We start from the raw sequence: 26066 nt of genomic DNA, 5'->3' as shown, positions 1-26066 counted from the left end.
TTATATTACTCCTCTACTTCAATGGGAATAATTACTTCTACAACTGTTCCTATGCCCAAAGTACTATTAATATTAAACTTTCCATTATGTAATTTTATTATTTCATCACATATTGATAACCCAATTCCATTTTGAGATTTAGATGTTTTTCCTTTAAAGAATTTTTCTTTAACTCGTGGGAGGTCTTCCTTAGATATACCTATTCCATTATCCTCTATTATAAATTTTATATACTCACTCTCATTAGAAACCGTTAAAGACACCTTTCCTCCTGATTCAGTAAATTTGAAAGAATTATCTAATAAATTTATTAAAATTTGTTTCAATCTATTTCCATCTATATATACTCTTCCTAAATTATTTAACTTATTTACTTTAAAATTTAATCCTTCCCTGTTAGCTCTAGGCGACATATAATTTTTAATATAAATAATAAAAGTATCTAAATCTACATTTGCTTTTTTTAATGATATATTATCATTAATTAGCCTTGAAAAATCTAATAATTCTTCCACCATACTAGTTAGTCGTTCTGTTTCTTTTTCTATTATATCAAAACCAACCTTTAGTGTTTCTTTATCTGTTGATTCATCATTTAATGTTATAGCCCAACCTTTTATAGCAGTAAGAGGAGTCCTTAATTCATGAGATACAGATGATATAAATTCATTTTTAAGTTGTTCTCTTTTTTCTAACTCATCGGCCATATAATTTAAAGTATTAGCTAATTTACCAACCTCATCCTCATCTTTTACTTTACTTCTTATCGCCATATCCCCTGAAGCCATTTTTTCGGCTATAAGTGTAAGTGAATTTATTGGCTCAATTATACTATTAGAAATCAAAATACTAAGAATAACTCCTATAACTAATACTAATATTGATATAATTAAAAAGAATCCTACTATTACTTCTATAGTTCCATCTACTGCTTCCATAGATGTTATTAATCTTATAACCCCAACTACGCTACCATTAGATGTAATCGGTGCTGATACTACCATAATCTTATTTTTATAATAATCTACGTTTCCAATCCATCTGCTAATATGCCCATTAATAGCTTTTTCTATATCTGGAGTTTTTAACAATTCTTCATCTTTAACGCCTATAGAATCCATTAATAATTTACCTTTATTATCTAAAATCTCTACTTGAGCATTACTTTGATTCCAAAAAGCATCAACATTATCTGAAATAACATCAACCAATGATGCTGCCGAAAAATATTTATTATAAAAATTGGTTGAAACCTTAATTTGATTTCTTAATAGTTCTTCAGTGTTATCATAATAATATTTTCTAACAAAAATAAGTAATAATACATTTAAAAAAACTATTATTGAAAAAATAACTATAAAAAAATTTCTTATAAGCCTAATTTTTATACTTTTACTTTTTAAACTCTCCATCTATATCCAATTCCCCATACAGTTTCTATATATTTTGGTTCATATGAATCATCTTCTATTTTAGCCCTTAACCTTCTTATATTTACATCTATTATTTTAGGATCACCAAAATAATTTTCTCCCCAAACTAAATCTAATAATTCATCCCTTTTAAATGCTCTATTAGGATTCTCTAAAAATAGTTTCATTAATAGATATTCTTTAGGTGTAAGATCTATCTCTTCTTCTTGTTTCAATAATTTTTGAGAATATAAATCTATAGTAAAATTACCAACTATTAATTTTTCTCTTTTATTTTGTTTCTCTACAATCCTTCTTAAAAGAGCTTTAACTCTTAAAACTACTTCTATTGGATTAAAAGGTTTTACTATATAATCATCTGCACCATACTCTAATCCCATAATTTTATCTATATCTTGACTTTTAGCTGTTAACATTATTATACCCATATTTGGATATTTCCTTCTTAATGTATCACAAACTTCAAAACCATCTATTCCAGGTAACATTACATCTAAAATAGCTATTTCAGGTCTTTCTAAATCTGCAATTTTTAATCCATCTTCTCCGTTATCTGTTTCTAATACCTTTAAATCATTTCTTTTTAAATTTATCTTTAAAAATCCTCTAATACTAGCCTCATCTTCTACTAATAAAACTTTTCCCATAAAATCACCTCTAAAAATATTATTCCTTAATTTATATAATACTTTAAGTATTAATTTTTTCCAATTATCTAAATATATAAAATAAAGAGACGGTTTACCGTCTCTTTATTTTAATGTTCTAAATTCAAAACCCTTTGCTCTTAAGTAATCTATAGCATTTTGTAAATACTCAGCTGTTGTTTTCTTTCCTGCTGAATCATGCATTAATACTATTACAGTATCATAATCAAACTGGTCAATTGTTTCCCTTAACCTTCCAATTAGTTCCTCTGTTGAGCGATTATTTGCCTCTGCATCTCCGTTTAATGAATTCCAATCTACTTGGTATAACCCTTGTTTTGATAGTTCAGCATCTAATGCACTTACTCCATCCCAAGTTCCATGTCCACCAGGTAATCTAATTACTCTGGTATCAAAATCCTTACCTAGTTTTTCTTTAAGTATTTTTCTGTTTTTTTCCATATCATTCATGAAAGAATTTACATCTACTGAACCGTTAGGATATAAAATTTTATAATCATGAGAATATCCATGATTCGCTATAGCATGTCCTTCTTTAACCATTCTTTTAAGTAATTCACCTGATTTAGGATTTTCCTCTATTGCTGATCCTAAAGTGAAGAATGTAGCTTTTATATTATTATCTTTTAATGTATCTAATATTTTACCAGTTACATTCTCTGATGGACCGTCATCAAATGTAAGATATGCTATCTTTTTTCCATCGGTTCTTTGAAAGTTCCATTTATACATTGTTTCAGGTAATACCACTGATGCATCATCTGCATTTGGATCATCTTTTAATGATAGATAATTTGAATTATCTAAAGTAACTTCTTTAGGTTTATCAGAATTTACTTCTGATGTTTTGGGATTTTCACTACTATTCTTATTCTCTATTTCATCTGCCTTTATATCTATAGTATCATTTTTTAATTTAGTTGAAAGAAAAATCACTGCAAATACGCAAAAAATTAATGCGCTTACAAATATAATAAAATTCTTTTGCTTCTTCCTTTTTATCATTTTTTTGGATTTTTTCATATTTTTAACACACTCCTATAAAGCTAATAAATCATCTAAATTAATTATATACCCTTGTCCACTTTAATAATTTACATTTTATTAACCAAAAGTTACGAAAAAGTTACAAAATTACATACCTTTTCGCCTTTAAATGACTAAAATTTCAAAATAAGTGTACATAAATAATATTATTAACTATGTAATTTTAATAATATATATTATCCCATTTGAATAAAAATTAACGCGCAAAAAAATAGTTTTATAAAAATAGATTGTTTCCATTCTTATAAAACTATTTTTATTAAATAATGGCTCCGTGGAGAGGATTCGAACCTCCAACCTATCGGTTAACAGCCGAGTGCTCCACCATTGAGCTACCACGGAATATTATTCAGAATATATTCTCTGAAAATTGCACATGAATGAGAGCCAAAATCTTTGATTTCGTTTCTCGAATTCACTCAGCTCTGCTAAGTTTCATCTTTTTGTTTTGGTCAAGCCCTCGACCTATTAGTATCAGTCAGCTAAATATGTTACCACACTTACACCTCTGACCTATCAACCTTGTGTTCTTCAAGGGGTCTTACTAGCTTATGCTATGGGAAATCTCATCTTGAGGGGGGCTTCACGCTTAGATGCTTTCAGCGTTTATCCCTTCCCGACTTAGCTACCCAGCCATGCTCCTGGCGGAACAACTGGTGCACCAGAGGTCAGTCCATCCCGGTCCTCTCGTACTAAGGACAGCTCCTCTCAAATTTCCTACGCCCGCGACGGATAGGGACCGAACTGTCTCACGACGTTCTGAACCCAGCTCGCGTGCCGCTTTAATGGGCGAACAGCCCAACCCTTGGGACCTACTACAGCCCCAGGATGCGACGAGCCGACATCGAGGTGCCAAACCTCCCCGTCGATGTGGACTCTTGGGGGAGATCAGCCTGTTATCCCCGAGGTAGCTTTTATCCGTTGAGCGATGGCCCTCCCACGAGGTACCACCGGATCACTAAGCCCGACTTTCGTCCCTGCTCCACTTGTGGGTGTCGCAGTCAGGCTCCCTTCTGCCTTTGCACTCTTCGAACGATTTCCGACCGTTCTGAGGGAACCTTTGGGCGCCTCCGTTACTTTTTAGGAGGCGACCGCCCCAGTCAAACTGCCCACCTAACAATGTCCCGTCACCAGATTCATGGCGTCCGGTTAGAACCCCAATACTGTCAGGGTGGTATCCCAAGGTTGACTCCACCAAGGCTGACGCCCTAGTTTCCAAGTCTCCCACCTATCCTGTACAGACAATATCGGAATTCAATGCTAAGCTACAGTAAAGCTCTACGGGGTCTTTCCGTCCAATCGCGGGTAGCGAGCATCTTCACTCGCACTACAACTTCGCCGGATTTGCAGTTGAGACAGTGCCCAAGTCATTACGCCATTCGTGCGGGTCAGAACTTACCTGACAAGGAATTTCGCTACCTTAGGACCGTTATAGTTACGGCCGCCGTTTACTGGGGCTTAAGTTCACACCTTCGCTTGCGCTAAGTGTTCCCCTTAACCTTCCAGCACCGGGCAGGCGTCAGCCCCTATACATCAGCTTGCGCTTTAGCAGAGACCTGTGTTTTTGCTAAACAGTTGCTTGGGCCTATTCTCTGCGGCCTACTCTCGTAGGCACCCCTTCTCGCTAACTTACGGGGTCAATTTGCCTAGTTCCTTAACTGCAATTCTTCCGCTGGTCTTAGGATTCTCTCCTCATCTACCTGTGTCGGTTTGCGGTACGGGCACTACTTCTCTCTCTAGATGCTTTTCTTGGAAGCATGGAATCAGATACTTCAGCCTAATGGCCTTCCCCATCACGCCTCAGGATTGTTGAAACGGATTTGCCTATTTCAACTCCCTAAACGCTTAGACTAGCATTTCCAATCGCTAGCACATCCTATCCTTCTCCGTCACACCATCGATAATAACGATTGTAGTGGTATCGGAATATCAACCGATTGTCCATCGCCTACGCCTATCGGCCTCGGCTTAGGTCCCGACTAACCCTGGGCGGACGAGCCTTCCCCAGGAAACCTTAGATTTTCGACCTGTGAGATTCTCACTCACATCTCGCTACTAATGCCAACATTCTCACTCGTAATCAGTCCACCGCTCCTTACGGTACGACTTCAGCCCGATTACGACGCTCCTCTACCGCTCATCTTACGATGAGCCCGTAGCTTCGGTGGTAAGTTTGAGCCCCGGACATTTTCGGCGCAGGATCTCTCGACTAGTGAGCTATTACGCACTCTTTCAATGAGTGGCTGCTTCTAAGCCAACATCCTAGTTGTCTTAGAAATCCCACATCCTTTTCCACTTAACTTACACTTTGGGACCTTAGCTGACGATCTGGGCTTTTTCCCTTTTGACCACGGATCTTATCATTCGTAGTCTGACTGCCGGACTAATAGTATATGGCATTCGGAGTTTGATAAGGTTCGGTAAGCGATACGCCCCCTAGCCCATTCAGTGCTCTACCTCCATTACTCATATCCGACGCTAGCCCTAAAGCTATTTCGAGGAGAACCAGCTATCTCCGAGTTCGATTGGAATTTCTCCGCTATCCACAGCTCATCCCATGCTTTTTCAACAGCAACGTGGTTCGGTCCTCCACGGGGTTTTACCCCCGCTTCAACCTGGCCATGGATAGGTCACCCGGTTTCGGGTCTACGGCATGCAACTACTCGCCCTATTAAGACTCGGTTTCCCTTCGGCTCCGTACCTTAAGTACTTAACCTTGCTACATACCGTAACTCGTTGGCTCGTTCTACAAAAAGCACGTCATCACACTCATATGGTGCTCTGACCGGTTGTAGGCACACGGTTTCAGGTTCTATTTCACTCCCCTCCCGGGGTTCTTTTCACCTTTCCCTCACGGTACTGCTTCACTATCGGTCATCAGGTAGTATTTAGCCTTGGGAGGTGGTCCTCCCTGCTTCCCACAAGGTTTCACGTGTCTCGTGGTACTCTGGATCAGAACTTAGTTATTATAATTTTTATTTACGTGGCTATTACACTCTGTGGCTTAACTTTCCAGTTAAATTCAATTAATTATAATTTCCTGTTAATGTTCTGTCCGCAACCCCAGAGATAAATCTCTGGTTTGGGCTCTTTCCCTTTCGCTCGCCGCTACTTAGAAAATCGATTTTTCTTTCTCTTCCTCCAGGTACTTAGATGTTTCAGTTCCCTGGGTTTACCTTCCTGCAACTATTTATTCATTACAGGATACATGGGGTTTCCCATGTGAGTTTCCTCATTCGGAGATCTCCGGATCACTGGCTATGTGCGCCTACCCGAAGCTTTTCGCAGCTTATCACGTCCTTCATCGGCTCCTGATGCCAAGGCATTCACCATGTGCCCTTTGTAGCTTGACCTATACGGTTCTCTTTTACAAAGAGTTAATTTACTTTCACAAAGAATATTATTCTTGGCTTGTTGTCACTTCTCAATTAACTTTCGTTAATTTGAAACTCCTGTTCACATACGCTTTCAGGAGTAAGTTCAAATAACTAAATTCTAAATTTAGATTCTCACTTAAGTTGTTTTTAATTCATGTGCAATTTTCAAAGAACAATGGTGGGTCTAAATGGACTCGAACCATCGACCTCACGCTTATCAGGCGTGCGCTCTAACCAGCTGAGCTATAGACCCATAATTTCGAAGGAAAATCCCTCAAAATTGAACAGAAGTTAAGATACCATATCTTTTGAGTTATTACTAGTTAATCATCTTGTTAACTAGATTTCTCCATAGAAAGGAGGTGATCCAGCCGCAGGTTCTCCTACGGCTACCTTGTTACGACTTCACCCCAATCGCTGACCCTACCTTAGGTCGCTGCCTCCTTACGGTTAGCTCACGAACTTTGGGTATTGCCAACTCTCATGGTGTGACGGGCGGTGTGTACAAGGCCCGGGAACGTATTCACCGCGACATGCTGATTCGCGATTACTAGCAACTCCAGCTTCATGTAGGCGAGTTTCAGCCTACAATCCGAACTGAGACAAGTTTTATAGTTTAGCTCCACCTCGCGGTATTGCATCTCGTTGTACTTGCCATTGTAGCACGTGTGTAGCCCTAGACATAAGGGGCATGATGATTTGACGTCATCCCCACCTTCCTCCCGGTTAACCCGGGCAGTCTCGCTAGAGTGCTCAACTAAATGGTAGCAACTAACAATAAGGGTTGCGCTCGTTGCGGGACTTAACCCAACATCTCACGACACGAGCTGACGACAACCATGCACCACCTGTCATCCTGTCCCCGAAGGGACTTCCTCGATTAAGAGTAATGCAGGAGATGTCAAGTCTAGGTAAGGTTCTTCGCGTTGCTTCGAATTAAACCACATGCTCCGCTGCTTGTGCGGGCCCCCGTCAATTCCTTTGAGTTTTAATCTTGCGACCGTACTCCCCAGGCGGGATACTTAATGTGTTAACGGCGGCACGGAAGGAGTTGATACCTCCCACACCTAGTATCCATCGTTTACGGCGTGGACTACCAGGGTATCTAATCCTGTTTGCTCCCCACGCTTTCGAGCCTCAGCGTCAGTTACAGTCCAGAGAGTCGCCTTCGCCACTGGTGTTCTTCCTAATCTCTACGCATTTCACCGCTACACTAGGAATTCCACTCTCCTCTCCTGCACTCTAGACTTCCAGTTTGAAATGCAGCCCCCAGGTTGAGCCCGGGTATTTCACATCTCACTTAAAAGTCCGCCTACGCTCCCTTTACGCCCAGTAAATCCGGACAACGCTCGCCACCTACGTATTACCGCGGCTGCTGGCACGTAGTTAGCCGTGGCTTCCTCCTCAGGTACCGTCATTATCGTCCCTGAAGACAGAGCTTTACGATCCGAAAACCTTCATCACTCACGCGGCGTTGCTGCATCAGGGTTTCCCCCATTGTGCAATATTCCCCACTGCTGCCTCCCGTAGGAGTCTGGGCCGTGTCTCAGTCCCAATGTGGCCGATCACCCTCTCAGGTCGGCTACGCATCGTCGCCTTGGTGAGCCGTTACCTCACCAACTAGCTAATGCGCCGCGGGCCCATCTTGTAGCGGATTACTCCTTTAATTGCTGCTCCATGCGAAGCTGCAATGTTATGCGGTATTAATCTCCCTTTCGGGAGGCTATTCCCCTCTACAAGGCAGGTTGCCCACGTGTTACTCACCCGTCCGCCGCTAGGTTTGTTTCCGAAGAAACTCCCCTCGCTCGACTTGCATGTGTTAGGCACGCCGCCAGCGTTCGTCCTGAGCCAGGATCAAACTCTCACTAAAAAGTTTAATCTGTTGCTCAAATTACTTTGAGTCTTTTAAGACTCTCAAAAGAATTGCTGGTTATTACTTAACTTTTATTCTGTTCAATTTTCAAAGATCTCATCGCTTCAAGCGACTTTCTTATCTTAGCACCTTAAGTTTTTTTTGTCAACATATTTTTTAATATGCTTTAAAATACTTTTGCGTCATCTCTAACGCATTTCCTAAGGACATGAATCATTTTATCATAGGATTATATTTAATCTCCCATTTATTTTGTATTCTGATTAAATTATTCTTATTTTTCTACAATTATACATATTTTTTCTTTATTTTTCTTGTATTGACACACTAGGAACTGTTTAAAGGATTTTTATTTTAGTAAATGGTAATATATTAAAATAAATTATTTTATTTTAATAAATCTACCTAGAATTATCACATGTAAGGTATTATAATATATTAGTATAATTTGCATCTATAGCTCAGTTGGATAGAGTGCTGGACTTCGAATCCAGGCGTCGGGGGTTCGAATCCCTCTAGGTGCACCAAAAAAGACTATATCAGTTTGTAAGATATAGTCTTTTTTATTTATTATATTTTTTAGCATTTATATTAACCTTATTTTTGCTTAACTAACACATAAGCAGAGATTGCAGAAACTTTTATTTTATCCCCTTCTATCCTACTTATACTATTTATCCCTGATAGTTCTCCATTTACAACTATATCCCAATTCTTATCAGGTAAATTTATTGTTATATCTTTATTATTAGCATTAAAAATAACAACTATCTTATCCCAAGTATCCTTTACTTCTTTTCTATTAATCGAATATCCAACCACATTATTACAATTAAAGTTTTCACCTTTCTTAAAAAATGAAATATTTTTAATAATTTCTTTTTTACTATTCATTTTAAAAGCAGCATAATTTTTTCTTAATTCAATTAATACTTTATAATAATTAAAAACATTTATATATGTTTTTTTCTTATCCACTCTATTTTATTTACACTATCTTGGGGAATTATAGCTATTTTCTTCTAATGTCCCATCTATTCTTTTTTTAATTCTTAATAATTCATACCCTACATATATAAATGGTATTCCCTGTGATGTTAATATTATAGCCGCTGCTAATTTATTCATTTTAACTCTATTTTCTTTAGTTTCATTTTGAGTGCTTATATTTAACTTATCCCATAATGTATAATTATCATGTGATGAAGTATATGTTATAGTTTGATAAGGCTCATTTGCCCATGCCTTATTTGATATACTTTTATCTATCTCATATAATTTTCTACGTATTATCTTCATAGTTTCTATATCATGAATTCCCATTAAATCAAATCTAAATCCATCAATTTTATATTCTTTTGTCCAATAACAAAGGGAATTCACAATAAATTTTCTTACCATATATCTCTCTGATGCTATTTCATTTCCACATTGTGATGCATTGGAAAAAGTTCCATGGTCATTTTTTCTATAATAATATCCTGGTACTATATAATTAAAATTTGAATTTTCAGTATCTGTAGTATGATTATATACAACATCCATAACCATATTAATTCCTAAGTTGTGAAAATTCCTTATCATATCTTTAAACTCTCTGATTCTAACTTTTGCATTAAATGGATCGCTGGAATATGCTCCTTCAGGTACATTATAATTTTGGGGATCATATCCCAAATTATAATGATGATATTCTAACTTGCTTTCATCAATACTTTTATAATCAAAGACCTGTAATAAATGTAATACATTTATCCCTAGTTCCTTTAAATAATCTATTCCAGTTCTAATATTACTATTTAATAGTTTAGTAGCTTTTTCACACATTCCTCTATATTTACCTTTATAATCAATACTTACCCCTGAATTTTCATCTATTGAGAAATCTCTAATGTGTATTTCGTAAATTATGGCATCTGTTGCCTTCTTTAAAATAGGTCTATTTTGCAAACTCCATCCATCTGGATTAGTAGATTCTAAATCTACTACCATTCCCCTATCATCATTAACACCAACAGCCTTAGCATATAGATCTACTACCTCATTCTCTATATCATCTATAGTAACTAAATAATTATAATAATCTCTACCATTATTGCCATACAAACATACTTTAACTTTACGCAGTTGGTGACAATAATACAAATTTAGTTTTATTTTTTGAATAAATCTCTCCTAGAGTTCCATCATACTTATATAAAATTTCAAAATCTGCACAATCATATAAATTTTTATAATTCACCACAATATCACCTTAAATTATTTCTGTATATATGTATATTATAAAATCTTTTTTATATTAATTACTTTTGTAAATATTTATAAAATAGAAAAGGATGAAAAGATAAAACTTTACATCCTTTTAATAAACTTTATTTAATTTTTAATTCTCCTACAATCTTAGTTCCATGAACTTCTTTTGCTCCAGTATATGATATAACCATATCTCTATTTTTTGAATTAATTCCTGCTCCTGGGATTATTGTTATTCTATCTCCTGCATATACTATAAGCTCTTTTAAATTATCTAAATTTTCTAAAGCTGAATTATTTCCACCTTTAGTTAAAATTCTATCTATTCCTAATTCAACTAATTCATCTATAGCTGTTTTCTTATCACTTATTTCGTCAAAAGCCATATGATATGTAATATTTAAAATTCCTGCTAACTCCTTAGCTTTTTTTACAAATTCCTTATCTATCTTATTATCATTTGTTAGACTTCCTATTACTATAGCATTTACGCCTAAATCTTTGCATAACTTTATATCGTTGTACATTATGTTCTTTTCATCTTGAGTATATGTAAAATTTCCTCCCCTAGGCCTTATTATTACGTTTATTGGAATATTAATATTTTCTACTGCAGCTCTAATCGTTCCATAACTTGGGGTTGTTCCTCCCTCTAATAAATTATCACATAATTCAATTCTATTTGCGCCTCTTTTTTCTGCAATTTTAGCATCTTCATAACAACCAACACAGCACTCAAAAATCATAGTTTTCTCCTTAATTAATTCACACTTAATATATATTTCTCCACATAATTTTAGGAAATTTCTGAATTTTATCCACAAAAAATTTAATTTCCAACTTTATAAACTGTGGAAAACTTTCAATTTCATACACATTTGTGGATTATTATCAGAATAAAAAAAGACAACTGTTTTAGTTGTCTTTTTTAATATGGAGCGGGTGATGAGAATCGAACTCACGTAACTTGCTTGGAAGGCAAGGGCTCTACCATTGAGCTACACCCGCAGATTTGGAGCGAAAGACGAGACTCGAACTCGCAACATTCACCTTGGCAAGGTGACGCTCTACCATTGAGCCACTTCCGCATAAAATAATCTACATGGTAATTTAATTTTCAATATATATGGTGCAGATGAAGGGAGTCGAACCCCCACGCCAATGGCGCTAGATCCTAAGTCTAGTGCGTCTGCCAATTCCGCCACATCTGCATATATATTTGGTGGCTTACCGGGGAATCGAACCCCGGACACCTTGATTAAAAGTCAAGTGCTCTACCGACTGAGCTAGTAAACCAAAATGGCTGGGATAGCAGGATTTGAACCTACGAATACCGCAGTCAAAGTGCGGTGCCTTACCGCTTGGCGATATCCCAGCATATGGGGTGAACGATGGGACTTGAACCCACGACAACCAGTGCCACAAACTGGCGCTCTACCAACTGAACTACGTTCACCATATGGTGCGTCATCAGGGATTCGAACCCGGGACACCCTGATTAAGAGTCAGGTGCTCTACCAACTGAGCTAATAACGCATATAAATGGTGCGTCTTAAGAGATTCGAACTCCTGGCCCACGCCTTAGAAGGGCGTTGCTCTATCCAGCTGAGCTAAAGACGCTTATTACCATCTTTCAATGGTTTATGGAGCGGGTGATGAGAATCGAACTCACGTAACTTGCTTGGAAGGCAAGGGCTCTACCATTGAGCTACACCCGCAGATTTGGAGCGAAAGACGAGACTCGAACTCGCAACATTCACCTTGGCAAGGTGACGCTCTACCATTGAGCCACTTCCGCATAAAATAATCTACATGGTAATTTAATTTTCAATATATATATGGTGCAGATGAAGGGAGTCGAACCCCCACGCCAATGGCGCTAGATCCTAAGTCTAGTGCGTCTGCCAATTCCGCCACATCTGCATATATATTTGGTGGCTTACCGGGGAATCGAACCCCGGACACCTTGATTAAAAGTCAAGTGCTCTACCGACTGAGCTAGTAAACCAAAATGGCTGGGATAGCAGGATTTGAACCTACGAATACCGCAGTCAAAGTGCGGTGCCTTACCGCTTGGCGATATCCCAGCATATGGGGTGAACGATGGGACTCGAACCCACGACAACCAGTGCCACAAACTGGCGCTCTACCAACTGAACTACGTTCACCATATGGTGCGTCTTAAGAGATTCGAACTCCTGGCCCACGCCTTAGAAGGGCGTTGCTCTATCCAGCTGAGCTAAAGACGCTTATTACCATCTTTCAATGGTTATGGAGCGGGTGATGAGAATCGAACTCACGTAACTTGCTTGGAAGGCAAGGGCTCTACCATTGAGCTACACCCGCATATATGTTTTAAAGTGGTCGGGGTGACAGGGATTGAACCTGCGACCTCATGGTCCCAAACCACGCGCGCTCCCATCTGCGCCACACCCCGATATGGTGCGTCTTAAGAGATTCGAACTCCTGGCCCACGCCTTAGAAGGGCGTTGCTCTATCCAGCTGAGCTAAAGACGCTTGATTTCTCTGAAGAACATTTGTTATTGTAACTTATATTCAATCACTTGTCAACATATTTTTTCAAATGTTATTTTGAAAAATTGGAGCGGGTGATGAGAATCGAACTCACGTAACTTGCTTGGAAGGCAAGGGCTCTACCATTGAGCTACACCCGCATATATGTTTTAAAGTGGTCGGGGTGACAGGGATTGAACCTGCGACCTCATGGTCCCAAACCACGCGCGCTCCCATCTGCGCCACACCCCGAAGTGTTTTCGCTACATCTCTTAGCGACAGTGTTTATTTTACAATATGAATATTAATACGTCAATACCTTTTTTAAAATAAAAATGTATTTATCTGAAATTCGTAGATATTTCTAGCTATTTTAAAATAATGTCGGTATTTGACGTATAAACATACATATATTTTCCTATTAAACAACAAATTCTTTTAAATAAGCATCTATAATTTTATCATTTTTAATATCTATAAATCCTAAACTTCTTTTAGTATCTCCATATGGTAATGATATACTACCAGGATTCATTAATAATACCCCATCATTATCCAATATAATTCCTAAATGTGAATGTCCAAATAAAGCTATATCAACCCCAAGTTCCTTAGCTTTAAAAAATATATTATTGTATCCATTTTTAACATTATAAAAATGCCCATGGCATACAAATATTCTTTTACCTTCAATTTCAATTATTCTTTCCTTTGGAAATTCATTTGAAAAATCACAATTTCCTTGTACTCCATAAACTTCTCCATTAAAATTTTCCGCAATTTTATATACATCTGGTACTCCATCTCCACAATGTATTAAAACATCTACATCTTTTATATAATTTTTTATAGCTTTAATAGAGCTGTCATTGTAATGTGAATCACTTATAATAGCAATTTTCATATAAACCTCCTATAGGAATGACTTTATTTCGTCTTTAAATTTCCTTAGAGCCATTCCTCTATGCGAAATCCCATTTTTTTCTTCTGCTGTAGCCTCTCCAAATGATTTTTTTAAAGGCTCATAATAAAATAATGGATCATATCCAAATCCTTTTGTACCACTTAATTCTTCTAGTATATATCCTTCTACATATCCTGTAATAGCTTTGTATACTTTTTTATCATTAATTAAAGCAAGCTGACATACAAATCTTGCTTTTCTATCTTCACTTTTTATACCTTTTAAGTTTTCTAAAAGCTTTTCATTATTTTTTTCATTATTTCCATGCTCTCCTGCATATCTTGCTGAATATATCCCTGGAGCCCCCTTTAAGTATTCTACTTCTAATCCTGAATCATCACCAAGTACTATAAAATCCTTATCTCCTCTGTTTAATAAGTAATCACAAATTTCTGTAGCTTTTTTTCTTGCATTTTCTTCAAAAGTTTTTCCATTTTCAACTACATCTATATTTATATTTTCATCTTCAAGAGATACTACCTTCAATTGAACTTCCTTTAAAATTTCTTTTATTTCTTTAATCTTTTTTTGGTTATTGCTAGCTATAATTAATTTTTTCATAACTATTTACTCTCCCCTGTTCCTATCCAAAGACAATCCATTTTTAGTGCTTCTTTTTGAATTTGTATCATTTGCTTTACACCTTTTTCAGCTAAATCTAATAATTCGTTTAACTCACTTCTTTTAAAAGGTGCTTCTTCTCCTGTCCCTTGAACTTCTATAAATTCCCCTTCATCTGTTGCCACAATATTCATGTCTACCATAGCATTTGAATCTTCCTCATAGCATAAGTCTATTATTTTTTCTCCATTTACTATTCCAACACTTGTTGCGCTAACAAAGCTTCTTATTGGATATATCTTAAATGGTTTTTCCTTATGAAGCTTATTTACAGCATCTACTAAAGCTACAAATGAGCCTGTTATAGAAGTAGTTCTAGTTCCTCCATCTGCCTGTATAACATCACAATCTATCCATATAGTTCTTTCTCCTAAAGCCTTAAAATCAACAACTGATCTTAATGCCCTACCTATTAACCTTTGTATTTCCATTGTTCTTCCATCAATTTTTAATCTAGCTATATCTCTTGGTTTTCTAGTTCCTGTAGACCTTGGAAGCATATTGTATTCTGCTGTTATCCAGCCCTCTCCCTTTCCTTTTAAAAACGGTGGAACTTTATCTTCTATTGAAGCTGTACATATTACCTTTGTATCTCCAACTTCTATTAAAACTGAACCCTCAGCATATTTTGTGTAGTTTCTAGTTATTTTAGTACTTCTTACTTGATCATTTTTTCTACCATCTATTCTCATACGGCTTCCTCCAACTCATATATATTAAAATTTATGCACTATTTCACCATTTACCTCATATTATTAATATAAGGATTAATTAAGAGGTGAATAAATTGCGATATATCGGACCATTTTTTAGAATGAATAGTTTATCTCAAAAGGAGATTAGTGGCCAACTTTTCTACTTATCTAAAGAGGCCATAAGAACTTTGGTTATAGAATCAAAATGTGGATTAGTTGATTCTATAAAAAGCTATAAAAGAATGTCTTCCTCAATTGATATTACCACACTTAGTAGCTTTTCTCCACTACTATGTATGTATAAAAAATCGTCACCAAACTACATCCACAGTAAGAATTCAAATGGATTTGATGAAGATACTTTTAAAAGAGATATAAATCCTACTACTAATGCTCTGATGACATTAAATATTTTAGAGCTTATTGATTATTATAGACATTTTGATGGTATAGACCAAAGTAACTATTCATTATCTAAAGTCTATAAGAAACTAGCTAAAAATCAACTTGAATTTTATTCTATTAACTTAAGAAATGCAGAAGGGGTTTTTGTAGAAAAGAAAAATCTTTCTGAAAATAACTATAAAGGATTTAATCTTGTGGATAAAAATAAAAAATTTAAATTTTCTGATCAAGCTTTTATGATGATAGCCTATTATCTATATGCTAATAAATTTCCGGAGGAATCTACCTCTGAAGATTACGAGAAGTTTTCTCTAGAAATACTTCAAATGCTTGTAGATTTTAAAGAAAAACTTTATGATTGTTCTTTCGAAGAACTATGTAAAGTTCTAACAGCAATTAATGTTTTCTATAAATATTCCAATAATGAAAATTCTAAAATGTTAATTGTTGATTTATCTGATTTTTTAATAAATAAATTTGATGAGAAAGATTACTATGTTGATTCACTAGAGTATACATCTTTATTATCAATAAACTTAATTTTATCATATAAACATACAGGAATAATTACTTTTAATGATAAAGCTACAGAAATTTTAAATCGATTAAACGAATTATATGATGAGGATAAGGAAATATTCCTTAAGCTTTCAGGGAAAAAGGAATTAAAATATAATTGTTTTGATATAGTATTCTATTTTATAGCATTTAATATGTATTCTAATATAAATAATAATTATAACGAATATAAACATATGATATCTGCCATATATAAAAAATACTTTGTAAATTCTGGATTAATATCAACTTGGCCAAATGCACCTACTCTAGATGATTATGAAAGATATAGAGGTTTTACACTTAACTCGGCAGATATGTTAGACGAAAGTTTTTTTAGAATGCCTAGCTTACCATCGCCTAATAGTGTAGGCGTAGCTCCAGTATTTAATAAAAATATTTCTTATTCAAAGAAAAAGGATGCATTTTCAATATGTAGTTCATCTTTCGATAGCTATAAAAATATGTTTATATACTTTATTTTAATTTTAGCATTTAAAGAAAATTTTATGAATGAAATGACTTTTACAACTAAATCTACTAATTCACCACAAAAATCCATGGAAATTTTAAATGAAGAAGTAGATGCTACATTAATCACAAATATTTCAACTGATACACTTCACCGTACTGAAGATATTTCTGAAGATAAAATTGAAGAAAATGTAACTGAAATAAAAGAATCTATTAACAAAATTATTGACGAGTCTAAGATAAATGAACAAAAAGATAATTTAATAGATAAAAACTCTTCAAATAGCTGCATATCCGAAATTAAAGATAGATAATCTATATTATTTAAGACCGTGTTTTATATAAACACGGTCCTCTTTTATTTCTGTAACTTATTAAAGTTTATATTCCCGTTTCCATCTAATACTATATTCTTAATTTTATTACTTACAGCTATGTTGTCATTGTAAAATAATATAGGTAACAACTGATATGTATTAAACAGACTGTCTTCTATACTTAAAAACTTACCCTTCCTCTCATCTTGATTTTTTATATTTTTTAATTCATCTTTATAATTATTAGGCAAAAAATTTATCATTGCGTTAAACAATGAATTTTCTCCAATTAAAGAACCCTCACATTGTATTAATGCAATATTATAGTATGTTTCTTCATGAACATTTTTCATTTCTTCTTTATCTATCAAAGTATATGTTAAAATCATCTCTGTATTTTTCTTAAACCATTTAACTAAAAACTCACAAAAATTCTTATTTTCAGTACTTCCTTCTGCTATTAAAGCAATTTCCTTTGAAGGTTTCCATTCATTTACCTCATTACTCATAACCTTCCTAGACTGTAATTTTGCTAAATCATCCTTATCATTTCTAAAATAACTACCTTCAGCTAATTCTACAAACGATGTATTAGACATCTGATATTCACCTACTGCTTTATTTATAAGTCTATAAATTTCTTTTTTTCCTTCCGTTGGAATACTTTCAGCATTGGGATTAAAAGCTAAGTATATACCTCTATTTGATTCTAATGTTATTAACTTATTTTCCTTTTTCAATCTATCTAATTGCGTTTTAGGTGGATTTATTACTATATCTCTATTACCAACTTCAAATGCAGCCATAGCTAGCTCTTCACCTTCATCTTGTACTATATGAATAGTTTCAACTAGTTTAGCGTCTATATTAGTATTTCTTTTTAATACAATTTCACTTATTCCCATTGATGAAATACTGTAATCTCCTGAGTATATAAGATTTTTATAATTATTGTTTATATCTTGCCATAACAATACATTCTTTCTTAACTTATATTGTGGCTGACTCAATTCCCTTACAAAGTTTTCATTTTTAGAGTTCAATCTTACTATTAAATTAGTATCAGTAGCTCTAATTCCAACATTATTATTGAATGATCCAATACCACTTCTAAATTCTCTAGCACCATATACATTTAATATAGTTTCTATACTTGCTTCCTCTTCTTCCGTTAATATTTCTCTAAAAAAACTGGCTATATCTTTAGGAGTAATTTTACTTCCATCACTCCAATAAATATCATTTCTTATTTTAAAATCATATTCTAGACCATCATCATGTACTTCTACACTTTCTGCTAACGACGGCAAAATATTACCATCTTTACCTAAATCAACTAGACCTCTACTTGTTGCACATATAATATCTTGTTCTCTTTTATCTAATTTACCTATAACTTTTAAATCTTGCGGAATTGCAGATATTGAATATGTGAATACAGCCTTACTTTCTACAGGAGCTTCTTTAACTCTATCTACAAAACCTAACAAAAATACTATTAGTAATACACTTGATATTATTGTTATTATTATCTTTTTCATTTAGGTCTCTCCTTTTGATAATTATAACTCTAATTCTATCCAAATATATCTATAAGTAATCATTATATATAAATTTTGTAAATACTTTTTTGTATTTAGGTAAAATTATTTTTAGTGTGGTATAATATATTTATATTTTATATGGAGGTCTTTAAATGATATTAGCTGTTCAAATTTTTCAAATAATATTTTACTCTGTTGCAATATTATTTATGATAGCTCTTACTATTATAAGTATATGGGGATTTATAATATTCAACAAAATGCATAAAAACCAAAGAATTCAAAACTTCTTATTAGATAAAATCTATCAATCTATAAATCATTTAACTTACAGCAAATATAAAAATTCTAATAATGATAATTCTAAAGATTCCTTTGATATAGATGAAATAATAAATGAAGAAGAATTATTTAAAGATGATGATAATAAAGATAACATCATTTCTTTTTAAAAACGTACTCTTATAATAAGAAACCACTATTATGAAATTTAATTTCTATAATAGTGGTTTTCTAAATTACTTAACTAAATTAACAATAAAGAACATAAATATAATTGCTATTAGCATAAATGCTCCTGAATAAATATATCGTTCTTTACCTTTTCTATATATGAAAAATCTAATTGACCATAATACCATTGTTATGGCTGTTGCTAATTGTAATAAAAAATAAGAATTAAACATCTGTCCAACAATGTAAAATTGATATATTGTTAAAAATGTACATATAATTATAATACTTGTTATTATTACAGCTAATGTACATATAAATGTAAATATATCCTTTAATCTTAGTCTTCTCATTTTATATTACCCCTTTATCATATCTTCGAATTCATTCTCTGATAGAACTTTAACACCTAAATCTTGTGCCTTTGTAAGTTTTGATCCTGCCTCTTCTCCTGCTATTACATAGTCTGTCTTTTTACTCACACTACCTGAAACTTTAGCACCAAAACCTTCTAATTTCTCTTTTATAGAAGTTCTTGAATAATTTTTTAATGTTCCTGTTACAACTACTGTCTTTCCTTGAAAAGGACTTTCTATTATTTCTTTTTCTTCAAATAAAGGATTAACTCCTAATTCAAATAATTCATTAATTGTAGCCAATACTTTTTCTTCTTTAAAAAACTCAAGAACACATCTAGCAACTATATCTCCTACATCTTGAACTTCTACTAATTCTTCAAATTTAGCATTTTTCAATCCTTCTATAGACTTAAACTTATTTACTAAATCTTTAGCAGTTTTTACTCCTACATTCGGTATTCCTAGTGCGTATATAAATCTATAAAGTTCGCAATTCTTACTTTTTTCAACTGCATCTAAAAGATTTTGTGCTTTCTTAGGTCCAAATTTTTCTAATTGTATAAGAGATTCTTTTTCTAACTTATATAATTCTGATATTGACTTTATATCTAATTTTTCAAATAATTGCTCTGCTGTCTTTTCGGAAAAACCTTCTATATTCATGGCATCTCTTGAAGCAAAATGTACTATACTTTTAACCATTTGTGGCTTACATGACAAAGTATTCTCACAGAAATAATGTGCTCCCTGCTGAACTATATGCCCTCCACAAGCTGGACAAACTTTTGGAACATTTATCTCTTCTGTTCCATTTAAACTTTCTTCTACTACTCCCATTATTTCTGGAATAACATCATTAGATCTTCTAACAAATACATCGGCACCAATTCTTACACCTTTTCTTCTTATATCATCCAAGTTATTTAGTGTAGCTCTTTTAACTGTAACTCCCGCTAATTCGACAGGCTCTAATATTGCAGTTGGTCCAACTCTACCACTTCTTCCAACATTCCATTCCACATCTAGAAGTTTTGTTGTAGCTTCTTGTGCCTCAAATTTAAAAGCAATTGCCCATTTGGGAAACTTAATAGTATATCCAAGTAATTCTCTAGTTCTTATGTCATCTATAGCTATTACTACTCCATCAATATCATAATTTAAATCAAATCTTATATCTTTTATATACTCTATTTCTTTTTCTACTTCATCCATAGTATTGCAGTACTTAATATAATCATCCATAGGGAATCCCTTAGATTTTATAAATTCAAGCATTTCTTCATAATTTTTAAATTCAGCACCTTCTTTATATCCTATATCATAGAAAAAAGCTGAAAGATTTCTCTTAGCAGTTTCTTTAACATTTAAATTTCTTAATGCACCTGCTGCACCATTTCTTAAATTTTTAAGAGGATTCTCAGTTGTTTTATTATACTTTTCAAAAGCTTCTGCTGTCATTATAGCTTCACCATGAATTTCAAATACATCACTACAATCTATTTTTAAAGGTATTGATTTTATTGTTTGTACTTGTGCCGTAACCTCTTCTCCTATTTCACCATTTCCTCTTGTGGCAGCTACAACTAATATACCATTTTCATCATACGTAAGATTTACTGTTAATCCATCAAATTTCTTTGTAAGAACATATCTTAATGGTGGAAGATCTTCTCCATTAGCATTCATTTCATTAACAAATTTTACATTTCTATTATGCCACTCTTTAACTTCTTCAAAACTTTGAGCCTTATCTAAACTCCAGAGTCTACCTTTGTGAGTATATTTGTTAAACCCTTCTAAAACTCTATCTCCAATCCTTAATGTAGGAGAATATGGCAATACATATCCTATTTCTTTTTCTAACTTTGTTAGTTCATCATATTTAGAATCATATTCTTTATCTGATACAGACGGATTATCCAAAGAATAATATTCATATGCATATTTATTTAACTCTTCTACAAGTTCATTTATACGTTGTTTCTTATCCATAAACTCACCTTTCTTTTTATAATATGGACAAATGGAGGAATTAATAATTAACTCCTCCATCTTGAAGGATTTTAACCCTTCTTAATATATTTAACTTTAAAGTAATTCTAATTTAGCTAATGATAATAATAATATCTTTATCCCTTGGTTGTCAAAGGCTATAGTTAATTTTTTATCAGATCCTGAATTAGCTACTGACACTATTGTTCCAACTCCAAACTTTTCATGTCTTACTTTCCTACCAGCTGTTGCTTCTGCTTGTAAATTGCTCATATTAATTGAATTTTGAATTCCTGATGATAATCCTTTATTTGAAGGAATATTACCTCTTAAACTATGGGGATTATTATACATTATATTTCTTTGGAACATCTTATTTCTTGATGCTACAGATCCGTTTTCACCTGTTACATATTCTTTTAAATCAGATTTTATTTCAGCAATAAAATCTGATTGAGGATATGCTACAGTTCTTCCAAACTGCCTTCTAACTTCTGCTGATGTCATAAATAAACTTTCTTTTGCTCTTGTTATACCAACATAACAAAGTCTTCTTGACTCTTCCATTTCAGATTCTTTTTCAAAGGATGCATTCCCTGGGAATATACCATTTTCCATCCCAACCATAAATACTACTGGAAACTCTAGTCCCTTAGCACTATGAACTGTCATTAATACTATTGTATCATCCTCTTCTTCTAATTTATCCGTATCTTGAACTAATGATACTTTTTCTAAATAAGCCATTAAACTTTTGTCATCACTAGACTTTTCAAAATCTACAGCATCTGACACTAATTCTTTTAAGTTTTCTATTCTACTTTTATCTTCTATATCCTTTGACTTTTCTAATTCTGAAATATATCCAGTTTCTTTTAATATAGTCTCTATAAGTACAGAAACTGGTACAGTTTCACTTAAGTCCATAAAATTATTCATCATTTCCATAAATGTTTCTATTCCAGCACAATTCCTAGGAGTCAATGTTGGAATACTTCTTACTTCTGATAATGCATCCCATAATTGAAGTTCATAATCCTCTGCAAAATCCACTACTTTATTAATAGTAGCATCCCCTATTCCTCTCTTTGGAACATTTATTATTCTTCTTAAACTTACACCGTCTGATGGATTAACTAAAGTTTTTAAATAGCAAATCATATCTTTAATTTCTTTTCTATCGTAGAACCTAGTTCCTCCTAATATTTTATAAGGTATAGCTTTTCTTCTCAAACTTTCTTCAAATATACGTGATTGTGCATTAGTTCTGTAAAGTATAGCAAAATCCTTAAAACTCTTTTCCTCTTCTCTTTTTATTCTATTTATTTGAGTAGCTACAAAATCACCTTCATCAGAATCTGAATATGCTCTATAAACTTTAATCTTATTTCCAGGCTCTTGTTCTGTTCTAAGTGACTTTTCTTTTCTATTAGAATTATTTACTATAACCACATTTGCAGCATCTAAAATATTACCTTTTGAACGATAATTTTGTTCAAGCTTTATCACTTTAGCATTAGGATAATCTTTCTCAAAATCTAATATGTTAGTTATGTCCGCACCCCTCCATTGATAAATACATTGATCATCATCTCCTACGACACATATATTTTTATATTTATCAGCAAGTAATCTTATAAATTCATATTGAACAGCATTAGTATCTTGATACTCATCCACCATAATATATTGAAATTTTCTTTGATAGAACTCTAATACCTCTTTATCTTTTTTAAATAACTCAACTGTCTTGGAAATTAAATCATCAAAATCTAAGGCATTATTTTCTTTAAGCCTTCTTTGATACATATCATAAACTTCAGCTATTTTCTTTTCTCTAAAATTTGTTTCACTATCTCTCATAAAGCTCTCAGGACTTTGCATTCTATCCTTGGCTTTACTTATTTTGCTCATTATTTCTAAGTCTGTTATATCTTTATCATTTATATTTAGCGACTTCATACATTCTCTAATAAGAGTTTTTTGATCTGAAGTATCATATATTGTAAAACTTTTTTTATACCCTAATTTCTCTATTTCTCTTCTTAATATTCTTACGCAAGTTGAATGAAAAGTTGATATCCACATATCTTCAGCCCTTTGGCCAATTAAGGATTTAACCCTATCTCTCATTTCTTTTGCAGCTTTATTTGTAAATGTAATTGCTAGAATTTTATACGGTAAAATTCCTAAGTCTTCTATCATATGTGCCATTCTATGCGTTAAAACCCTTGTTTTTCCCGAACCGGCTCCAGCTAATATTAAAACTTGCCCTTCTATAGTAGTGGCACCTTCATATTGCTCTTTATTTAGTAATGATTTTAAATCCATATTCACAGACCCCTTTCCTATTACTAACATATTATAACATATATACTTTATATATTGTTGCCTAAAAGTCCTCAAAATAATAAAAGAGTTAACTTGCTTATTCTCACTTTCTTATTCTAATTTAATCTTAATATTGTGCTATCTTTTATTTATATTTATTCCTAATTTTTCAATCTAACATTCCACACAAAAACAAAAATCCTTAGAGTAAACTATTACTACCAAAGATTTTTATATAAGTATTATATTATTTTTACAAAATCATTCCATCTCTTAACGTAATAATTTTATTACAATATTTTGCCACCTCTAAATTATGTGTTACTACGATTATTGTTTTCTTTTCATCTTCATTCAAACTATTTAATATTTTCATTATTATTTTTCCATTTTCCTCATCTAAAGATCCTGTAGGCTCATCTGCTAATATTAAGTCGCTCCCTTGCATTAATGCTCTTGCTATAGCAACTCTTTGCTGTTGACCACCTGATAATTTTTTTACCTTCTTATATTTAATTTCATCTAATCCTAATTTAATTAAATATTTTTCTAATTTTTCTAAGACTTCTTTTTTATCATAATTATTTCTATATTCAAGAGGTAATAATATATTTTCTATAACATTTAATTCTTTTATAAGAGCAAAATTTTGAAATATAAAAGCTATCTTCTTATTTCTTACATCACATAACTTGTTAAATTTTTTATTTGTGCAATCATTTCCATCTAATATATATGTACCTGTAGTAGAAGAATCTAAACAACCTATTATATTTAATAAAGTACTCTTTCCTGAACCAGATGGCCCCATTAAAGCTATAAACTCTCCCTTATTTATAGTTAAATTAATATTATTTAATGCTGTAAAATCATTCTCATAAACTTTGGATATATTAACTAATTTTATAAAATCCACTATCGTTCTCCCCCTATTAACTCTCTAGATTCAATTTTTAATATTTTATAAATAGGCATTAACATAGATAAACTCATTATAATTATCAATATAAAAAAACTAATTAGTATATTAATAATCTTAATATCTACCGCATACCAACCATTTCCTGCTAATTTTATTTTATAACTTAATATTGTCCCTAAAGTAAAAGCTAGGATGGTTATAATTGTATTTTTTATAAATACAATTTTAAAAATATCTATTTTTTTCGCTCCTAAACTTATCATTATTCCAAATTCTTTTTTAAAATCATATATTGTATATATATTTATAGTTGAAATTGCTATTAATGAGGAAAATAAAAAAATTATAGTTCTGATAAATGAAAATTTTATTTCAGATTTTATAACTTTAGTTGCATCTTCATACATAATAAAATTATTTCTCATACCAATATCAAGCCCGCTTTCTATTGCAAGCTTTCTAACATATTCTTTATTTCCATCTACTTTGTCATCTTTAAATTTAATATTTAACCCACCTTTTAAAAACGCCTCTCTAATAAAGTTTAAATTATTCATCATATCGCTATTTATTAAAATTATCATAGAATTATCTAAAAATGGATATGCCTCCGCGTAATCCTTATCGAAAAAGAAAGGAATATCCTGTTTACCTATTCCTTTAACAATCATATCATAATTATCTACTTGTATTTTTTCATTTAAATTAAAAAACTTCCTAAATTTATGTCCCAAAATAGTGTAATTAGTGCTTTCCTTTTGCTCCTCTTTAGTAAAAATGCTTCCAGTTTCTACATTAATATTCATTCCCTTTATATAATCATAATTAACAAATCTTATTGGCATTAATCCTGTATCATTATCAAATTGATTATGTAATATTTCACCTAATTTTGAATACGGAATATAAATATAATCTCTACATTCTTTAGATAACTTTGATGTATCACCATTGGATGTATATATCAATCCTATATCTTCTATTTTATTTGAAGATTTTAACTTATTATAAAAATCATTTATTTTTAAACCTAAATCCCCTGAATTATTATGAAATTCTTCTGGATTTAAATATATAGAATATGAATTTCCAGAGTTCCAATAATAATTATCTAAATTATCAACATACTTTTTAACTCTAATTTCAGTTTGTATAGTATATATAAATAATATTAATAAACTTAACTCTAAAATTATAAATAAATTTACAAAAAAGTTTTTATTAATAAATAATTTCGTAATTGATTTATTTTTCATGATTCTAATA

The 26066-nt window shown here is 32.6% G+C and carries 18 protein-coding genes, 23 tRNA genes and 2 rRNA genes; 3 read left to right on the top strand and 40 right to left on the bottom strand.

All coding sequences use genetic code 11. From position 1 onward, the window contains the following. Nucleotides 1-5 precede the first annotated feature (5 nt). The 7 genes from CP523_RS09925 to CP523_RS09895 all read right to left on the bottom strand — a co-directional run bounded on the left by CP523_RS09925 (nucleotide 6) and on the right by CP523_RS09895 (nucleotide 8395). Nucleotides 6-1412: a sensor histidine kinase gene (locus CP523_RS09925; RefSeq protein ID WP_066676526.1), complete on the bottom strand. Its 1407-nt coding sequence runs from the start codon at nucleotides 1410-1412 to the stop codon at nucleotides 6-8. Then, entirely contained in the window at nucleotides 1400-2080 is a 681-nt protein-coding gene (locus CP523_RS09920; RefSeq protein WP_066676525.1) for a response regulator transcription factor, read from the bottom strand. Before CP523_RS09920 ends, CP523_RS09925 begins: the two co-directional genes overlap by 13 nt. A gap of 105 nt (nucleotides 2081-2185) precedes the next feature. Continuing rightward, nucleotides 2186-3124 carry a polysaccharide deacetylase family protein gene (locus tag CP523_RS09915; RefSeq protein ID WP_120140820.1) on the bottom strand — a complete coding sequence of 313 codons (939 nt, stop codon included), beginning with the start codon at nucleotides 3122-3124 and terminating at the stop codon, nucleotides 2186-2188. A gap of 291 nt (nucleotides 3125-3415) precedes the next feature. Continuing rightward, a tRNA-Asn gene (locus tag CP523_RS09910) sits at nucleotides 3416-3490 on the bottom strand. Between the two features lie 106 nt (nucleotides 3491-3596). Then, a 23S ribosomal RNA gene (locus CP523_RS09905) occupies nucleotides 3597-6501 on the bottom strand. Between the two features lie 200 nt (nucleotides 6502-6701). Next, nucleotides 6702-6778: transfer RNA gene (locus CP523_RS09900), tRNA-Ile, on the bottom strand. A 102-nt stretch (nucleotides 6779-6880) separates the two neighbouring features. Beyond that, a 16S ribosomal RNA gene (locus CP523_RS09895) occupies nucleotides 6881-8395 on the bottom strand. Together the 16S and 23S rRNA genes with 2 tRNA genes alongside form the textbook arrangement of a ribosomal RNA operon. Nucleotides 8396-8848: 453 nt before the next feature. Between CP523_RS09895 and CP523_RS09890 the strand changes: the two genes are divergently transcribed. Next, nucleotides 8849-8925: transfer RNA gene (locus CP523_RS09890), tRNA-Arg, on the top strand. 70 nt (nucleotides 8926-8995) lie between these two features. Here CP523_RS09890 and CP523_RS16585 read toward each other — a convergent pair. The 27 genes from CP523_RS16585 to rph form a co-directional block, all read right to left on the bottom strand. Continuing rightward, nucleotides 8996-9376, bottom strand: a complete 381-nt coding sequence (locus CP523_RS16585) for an alpha-1,6-glucosidase domain-containing protein (RefSeq protein ID WP_316079326.1) — start codon at nucleotides 9374-9376, stop codon at nucleotides 8996-8998. A 15-nt stretch (nucleotides 9377-9391) separates the two neighbouring features. Continuing rightward, nucleotides 9392-10504, bottom strand: a complete 1113-nt coding sequence (locus CP523_RS09885) for an alpha-amylase family glycosyl hydrolase (protein ID WP_316079325.1) — start codon at nucleotides 10502-10504, stop codon at nucleotides 9392-9394. 13 nt (nucleotides 10505-10517) lie between these two features. Further along, nucleotides 10518-10640, bottom strand: coding sequence for a hypothetical protein (locus CP523_RS16580; protein ID WP_316079324.1), 123 nt, complete (start codon nucleotides 10638-10640; stop codon nucleotides 10518-10520). Nucleotides 10641-10770: 130 nt separating this feature from the next. Next, nucleotides 10771-11397, bottom strand: coding sequence for a copper homeostasis protein CutC (locus CP523_RS09880; protein ID WP_066676755.1), 627 nt, complete (start codon nucleotides 11395-11397; stop codon nucleotides 10771-10773). Nucleotides 11398-11585: 188 nt separating this feature from the next. After that, nucleotides 11586-11659: transfer RNA gene (locus CP523_RS09875), tRNA-Gly, on the bottom strand. Nucleotides 11660-11664: 5 nt separating this feature from the next. Next, a tRNA-Gly gene (locus CP523_RS09870) sits at nucleotides 11665-11739 on the bottom strand. Between the two features lie 39 nt (nucleotides 11740-11778). Further along, nucleotides 11779-11862: transfer RNA gene (locus CP523_RS09865), tRNA-Leu, on the bottom strand. A gap of 9 nt (nucleotides 11863-11871) precedes the next feature. Further along, nucleotides 11872-11947: transfer RNA gene (locus CP523_RS09860), tRNA-Lys, on the bottom strand. 4 nt (nucleotides 11948-11951) lie between these two features. Further along, a tRNA-Gln gene (locus CP523_RS09855) sits at nucleotides 11952-12026 on the bottom strand. 5 nt (nucleotides 12027-12031) lie between these two features. After that, nucleotides 12032-12107: transfer RNA gene (locus CP523_RS09850), tRNA-His, on the bottom strand. Between the two features lie 4 nt (nucleotides 12108-12111). Beyond that, nucleotides 12112-12187: transfer RNA gene (locus CP523_RS09845), tRNA-Lys, on the bottom strand. Nucleotides 12188-12194: 7 nt separating this feature from the next. Then, nucleotides 12195-12271: transfer RNA gene (locus tag CP523_RS09840), tRNA-Arg, on the bottom strand. Between the two features lie 24 nt (nucleotides 12272-12295). Beyond that, nucleotides 12296-12369: transfer RNA gene (locus CP523_RS09835), tRNA-Gly, on the bottom strand. A 5-nt stretch (nucleotides 12370-12374) separates the two neighbouring features. Next, nucleotides 12375-12449, bottom strand: a tRNA-Gly gene (locus CP523_RS09830). Between the two features lie 41 nt (nucleotides 12450-12490). Then, nucleotides 12491-12574, bottom strand: a tRNA-Leu gene (locus CP523_RS09825). Nucleotides 12575-12583: 9 nt separating this feature from the next. Further along, nucleotides 12584-12659, bottom strand: a tRNA-Lys gene (locus CP523_RS09820). Nucleotides 12660-12663: 4 nt separating this feature from the next. Next, a tRNA-Gln gene (locus CP523_RS09815) sits at nucleotides 12664-12738 on the bottom strand. A gap of 5 nt (nucleotides 12739-12743) precedes the next feature. Continuing rightward, nucleotides 12744-12819, bottom strand: a tRNA-His gene (locus tag CP523_RS09810). 4 nt (nucleotides 12820-12823) lie between these two features. Continuing rightward, nucleotides 12824-12900: transfer RNA gene (locus CP523_RS09805), tRNA-Arg, on the bottom strand. A gap of 23 nt (nucleotides 12901-12923) precedes the next feature. Further along, nucleotides 12924-12997: transfer RNA gene (locus CP523_RS09800), tRNA-Gly, on the bottom strand. Nucleotides 12998-13012: 15 nt separating this feature from the next. Beyond that, nucleotides 13013-13088, bottom strand: a tRNA-Pro gene (locus tag CP523_RS09795). A gap of 3 nt (nucleotides 13089-13091) precedes the next feature. Next, a tRNA-Arg gene (locus CP523_RS09790) sits at nucleotides 13092-13168 on the bottom strand. Nucleotides 13169-13252: 84 nt separating this feature from the next. Further along, nucleotides 13253-13326: transfer RNA gene (locus tag CP523_RS09785), tRNA-Gly, on the bottom strand. Between the two features lie 15 nt (nucleotides 13327-13341). Then, a tRNA-Pro gene (locus tag CP523_RS09780) sits at nucleotides 13342-13417 on the bottom strand. Between the two features lie 169 nt (nucleotides 13418-13586). Further along, the gene (locus tag CP523_RS09775) at nucleotides 13587-14069 is read right to left on the bottom strand and encodes a metallophosphoesterase (protein ID WP_120140819.1); all 483 of its coding nucleotides are present in this window, start codon (nucleotides 14067-14069) and stop codon (nucleotides 13587-13589) included. 9 nt (nucleotides 14070-14078) lie between these two features. Continuing rightward, a complete protein-coding gene (locus CP523_RS09770) occupies nucleotides 14079-14690 on the bottom strand; it encodes an XTP/dITP diphosphatase (RefSeq protein ID WP_066676751.1) in 612 nt (203 codons plus the stop codon). 2 nt (nucleotides 14691-14692) lie between these two features. Next, entirely contained in the window at nucleotides 14693-15442 is a 750-nt protein-coding gene (gene rph, locus CP523_RS09765) for a ribonuclease PH (RefSeq protein ID WP_066676745.1), read from the bottom strand. Nucleotides 15443-15528: 86 nt separating this feature from the next. On the opposite strand from rph, the gene CP523_RS09760 reads away from it, so the two are divergent. Continuing rightward, nucleotides 15529-17196, top strand: a complete 1668-nt coding sequence (locus tag CP523_RS09760; protein WP_391489238.1) for a hypothetical protein — start codon at nucleotides 15529-15531, stop codon at nucleotides 17194-17196. Between the two features lie 44 nt (nucleotides 17197-17240). Here CP523_RS09760 and CP523_RS09755 read toward each other — a convergent pair whose 3' ends face one another. Beyond that, entirely contained in the window at nucleotides 17241-18740 is a 1500-nt protein-coding gene (locus tag CP523_RS09755) for an ABC transporter substrate-binding protein (protein WP_120140818.1), read from the bottom strand. Between the two features lie 155 nt (nucleotides 18741-18895). On the opposite strand from CP523_RS09755, the gene CP523_RS09750 reads away from it, so the two are divergent. After that, complete coding sequence (locus tag CP523_RS09750) at nucleotides 18896-19195, top strand: hypothetical protein (RefSeq protein WP_066676737.1); 300 nt, start codon at nucleotides 18896-18898, stop codon at nucleotides 19193-19195. Between the two features lie 66 nt (nucleotides 19196-19261). On the opposite strand, the gene CP523_RS09745 is transcribed toward CP523_RS09750, so the two are convergent. The 5 genes from CP523_RS09745 to CP523_RS09725 form a co-directional block, all read right to left on the bottom strand. After that, nucleotides 19262-19549: a hypothetical protein gene (locus CP523_RS09745; RefSeq protein WP_066676736.1), complete on the bottom strand. Its 288-nt coding sequence runs from the start codon at nucleotides 19547-19549 to the stop codon at nucleotides 19262-19264. A gap of 6 nt (nucleotides 19550-19555) precedes the next feature. Beyond that, nucleotides 19556-21547: an NAD-dependent DNA ligase LigA gene (ligA, locus tag CP523_RS09740; protein WP_066676734.1), complete on the bottom strand. Its 1992-nt coding sequence runs from the start codon at nucleotides 21545-21547 to the stop codon at nucleotides 19556-19558. A gap of 96 nt (nucleotides 21548-21643) precedes the next feature. Next, complete coding sequence (gene pcrA / locus CP523_RS09735; RefSeq protein WP_066676733.1) at nucleotides 21644-23878, bottom strand: DNA helicase PcrA; 2235 nt, start codon at nucleotides 23876-23878, stop codon at nucleotides 21644-21646. Between the two features lie 253 nt (nucleotides 23879-24131). Beyond that, nucleotides 24132-24794, bottom strand: coding sequence for an ABC transporter ATP-binding protein (locus tag CP523_RS09730; RefSeq protein ID WP_066676728.1), 663 nt, complete (start codon nucleotides 24792-24794; stop codon nucleotides 24132-24134). After that, on the bottom strand, nucleotides 24794-26056 hold the full coding sequence (locus CP523_RS09725) for an ABC transporter permease (RefSeq protein ID WP_120140817.1): 1263 nt from the start codon (nucleotides 26054-26056) through the stop codon (nucleotides 24794-24796). Before CP523_RS09725 ends, CP523_RS09730 begins: the two co-directional genes overlap by 1 nt. Nucleotides 26057-26066 lie beyond the last annotated feature (10 nt).

Origin of the sequence: Clostridium septicum, assembly GCF_003606265.1 — a bacterium.
Classification (GTDB): Bacteria; Bacillota; Clostridia; order Clostridiales; family Clostridiaceae; genus Clostridium; species Clostridium septicum.
Note: the sequence above shows the minus strand (reverse complement) of the source record. Positions and strands in the feature narration are given on the sequence as shown.